The sequence below is a fragment of the Desulfuromonadales bacterium genome (assembly GCA_035620395.1).
In the GTDB taxonomy this organism is placed as follows: domain Bacteria; phylum Desulfobacterota; class Desulfuromonadia; order Desulfuromonadales; family DASPGW01; genus DASPGW01.
This window is the reverse complement of sequence record DASPGW010000284.1, coordinates 1-3,391: the sequence shown is the minus strand read 5'-3', so window position 1 is coordinate 3,391 and position 3,391 is coordinate 1. Positions and strand designations below refer to the sequence as shown.

The window sequence follows — 3,391 nt, the reverse complement described above, 5'->3', positions numbered from 1 at the left end:
GGGGCCGCGATCGTTTACAAAAACCATTGTCGACAGTCGGGGCTGGTATGCCACCTCCGCTATCCTGGTTTATTACGGTATATCCTGCTCCGGTCCGGTGCCGTCGCCTATGTCGGCCAACTCGAGGGCAAAGGACGGCTCGAAGAAGACCCCGTCATAGGTGGGCATGGGCGTGTCGATCAGCACAGCGCCTTCGTTTCTGGCGTCCCACCGCAGCAGCATGGCGTGGTCCTCGTGCATGGTGTTGTGGCAATGCTGCACGTAGTGCCCGAGGAAGTCCCGTGCCCGGAAGGCGATCTCGACGATACCGGTGCTGTCGTTCTCGGGACCGATCCGGTACATGTCCTTGCGCGCCCAGGTCTCCCATTCGGGAGGCGCCTTGCCGCCCCGGGTGAGAATGACCCCTTCCTCGAAGTGGATGTGCACGGGATGGGTCCAGCCGCGGCCGGTTTTGATCGTCCATACCTCGGTGTCGCCGTGCACGATGGCTGAAATCCGTTGGGGATCCGCACGATTGTCATCGCCGCCATCGACCTTGATGGCCCACGGCGTCCCATGGCCGCCCTGAGCCTGGCTGCGAACGAACTCGAAGGTGTGGTGCCGCGCGGTGAGCAGCGCAGGATCATGACGATCGATGGCGAGCGGGATCATCTTTTTCCCACCCGCTACATACTCGGCCGGATTCATGCTCAGGTCCTGGCCTTCGTACGCGTGAACGCGCAGCTCCATGAACTTGCCGACGCCCGGGTCGCCGTTGATCCACTTGCCGTCCTTCACGATGGCATTGTATTTCCCGGAGACGATGTCTGCCATCGGCACCTTGCTCTTGGTCCCCTTGCCGTCTTCATGCTCCATGATATTGACGAAGTAGAGCTTGTCGCCGGGCTGGATGCCGTGCTTGCTGAAGTCGACGATGATGTCGTAGCGCTCGGCGATGGTCTGGGACGGCAGCTGGCCCTTCCAGGCATCGGGCTTGCCGTCATGGAACACATCCGCAACCCCGTCAAAGGCGACGGCGTGCTCCAGGATGTTGCCGTCGTTGCCGATCATGTGGAAAGGCACCCGGTTGTAGGAGACGCCTGAACCCGCCGGGCCCGGCAGTTCGCCGCCGTCGCCTTGCACTTCCTGCACCAGCCCGATCGCCATGATGCGCGACACCGAGCCGTTCAGGAAGCGGAAACGATACTGGCGCGCACGCACGTCGAAGTAGGGTTTGTAGAGGAAGTTGACCGTCATCCGGTCGCCCAGGAAGCCGTTGTGCTGGGCGGTGTTGAACCAGAGCTGGCCCGTAGCGGCATCCCAGGCCTTGTCGGCTACCACCAGGTTCACGTCGTAGTCGCGGTTGCCCCAGTTGAGCGCCGTGCCGCTGGGGAAGCGCAGGTTGACGCCGTCATCGATCGCCTCGTTGCCGCGGTCGAGGGCGCTGTAGTAGTTCATCATCGTGGCGTTGCCCTTGTACACGTTCTCGGCCGTGTGGTCGAGCATGTGGTCGTGGAACCAGTGGGTGCTCATCGTCTCGCGCCAGTCGCCGGGGATCATGACGCGCCCGTCCTGGCAGGCCCTTTCAACGGGTTCGCCGTTGACCAGGACCTTGAACGTTTCGCCTGCCTCGCAAGGGATGGCCGCCCTGGAGTCGGATGCATCGAAGTTGATGGCGCCGGCGGCGTTGTTGTTATTGCTGTAACCGGCGAGCTGTAGCGGCCAGCGGTAGTCATAGAACTGGCCGGGGTAGAAGAAGGCACCGGCGAAGCCGTCGCTCTCGCCCGGCTGGTGGCCGTTGTGCTCGTGGGTGGAGATGGTGTGGCGGCCGAAGCCGTTGTTGGCCGTCACGTCCATCGGCAGCGCATTGTAGTTGCGCATCAGGACGGGTTCGCCGTAGCGCACCTGAAGCAGCTTGGGCGGCAGGGTGCCGTCGAAGGTCCAGATGGAGTTCGGCGCCTGCACCGGCAGGTTCGGGTGGAAGGCGATGCCGATGCCGGCTGCCGTCCCCTCCGTCGCCGGCACTCCGGCGACGTTGTGGTAGAGCCCGCCCGGACCGAACTCCCCGAGCGCATACCCGTGCCGCTGCCTGGCGTCGCGCAGGCCCAGGTTCACCCGGGATTGGGCCACTGAAGTCTTGTAGTACTTCCGGGGGTAGAGGTCGTCCCAACTCTGGTGGGCCCAGTCTTCGCCCGAGGGCCGGCCTTCGGCCGGTCCCGCCACTCCCAGCTCGGCAGGCAAGGCAAGCGGGCGGCCAAGGTACGTTTCTATCGCGGATTTCCAAGGGCTCGGCTCGGTGACGTTGGCGAGCCGCGTGGGGAACGGCGCGACACCGTCCTGGGCCAGGAAGGACTCCAGCGCGGCGGGAACTGGCCCGCTCTGGGCGTTTTGCGGCTGCGGGAGGGGGCTCCAGTTGGCGGCGGCGGCGGTTGGCATCGATTCGGGGCCGAACTCTTCGAAACGGATCATCTTCTGCTCGAAGTCGCCGGCTACGCCGTTCCCAAGGTCGAGGGGGCTTGCCCCGAAGGGGCTTTCCGTCGGAATGTCGGCGATCCCGAGCAGGGGGGCGGCGTCGACCGCATCGAGGAGACCGTCGTTGTCGTCGTCGTCGTCGACCACCAGCGGGCTGGCTGCGATCTGCTCGGGAGCAGCGTTGGGGTTGAAGGCGTCAGGCTTGCCGTCGCCGTCGGTATCCACCGAGGCGGCCGGGTCGTTGAAGAAGGAGTCCAGGGTTAGTGTGGTGGCGTCCAGTTGCGCGTCGGTGGCGTTGGGGTTGAAGGCGTCCGGGAAGCCGTCGCCGTCGGTATCCACCGAAGCGGCCGGATCGTTGGGGAAAGCGTCGGCGGTGTCGACCACCCCGTCGCCATCGGCATCGGTAGCAGTGACCGGTGGCAGTGTGGATGGTGTGGCGGATAAGGAGGAGGACCCTCCGCCCCCGTCGCAGCCCGAAATAGTCAAGGCGGCCGCGGCAACCAGTACGATAAAGATCGGTGTAACCTTTTTCATGGCGAAGCCTCCAGTTGTTGGCGGGGCGGGAGCACCCCCTTCACTTCCATGTCTGCCTCATGCTTCTTTCAATCGTCACGGTTGGTGGCTCTTTGAAATCTGACAATCTTGATAAACAATATGGCAGAGCCGATTTTCTGCGCCATGGGGGAAGCAATGCTTTGCCATGGGGGAAAAACGGCTTATTGATGGGGGAATACCTACCAGCCAAAGACAGCAGTGAGGAACCGGCTGGACGGCTACGGATGCAGCATATTCTTTACCTGATTTGAAGAATATTCTGCAGACGCCTTGTCCAATTCCGCTTCACGATTTGCAATTCACCAATAATGCGTCATTTTTAACTGGGCACGGTCCATGTAATGGGACTCTTTGTCCCTGCTTGTTTAATGGGCCAGACAGCTTG

At 62.9% G+C, this 3,391-nt stretch carries 2 protein-coding genes; one reads left to right on the top strand and one right to left on the bottom strand.

Annotated elements, in window-relative coordinates:
- Nucleotides 1–72: 72 nt before the first annotated feature.
- Nucleotides 73–2,985, bottom strand: coding sequence for a multicopper oxidase domain-containing protein (locus VD811_15505; protein ID HXV22389.1), 2,913 nt, complete (start codon nucleotides 2,983–2,985; stop codon nucleotides 73–75).
- Nucleotides 2,986–3,044: 59 nt separating this feature from the next.
- Between VD811_15505 and VD811_15500 the strand changes: the two genes are divergently transcribed.
- The gene (locus tag VD811_15500; GenBank protein HXV22388.1) at nucleotides 3,045–3,257 is read left to right on the top strand and encodes a hypothetical protein; all 213 of its coding nucleotides are present in this window, start codon (nucleotides 3,045–3,047) and stop codon (nucleotides 3,255–3,257) included.
- The last annotated feature ends 134 nt before the right edge of the window (nucleotides 3,258–3,391 follow it).

What these genes read in the sequence shown, in the direction of transcription:
- VD811_15505 (HXV22389.1), bottom strand. Translation starts at nt 2,985, where the DNA reads ATGAAAAAGGTTACACCGATCTTTATCGTACTGGTTGCCGCGGCCGCC.
- VD811_15500 (HXV22388.1), top strand. Translation starts at nt 3,045, where the DNA reads ATGCTTCTTTCAATCGTCACGGTTGGTGGCTCTTTGAAATCTGACAAT.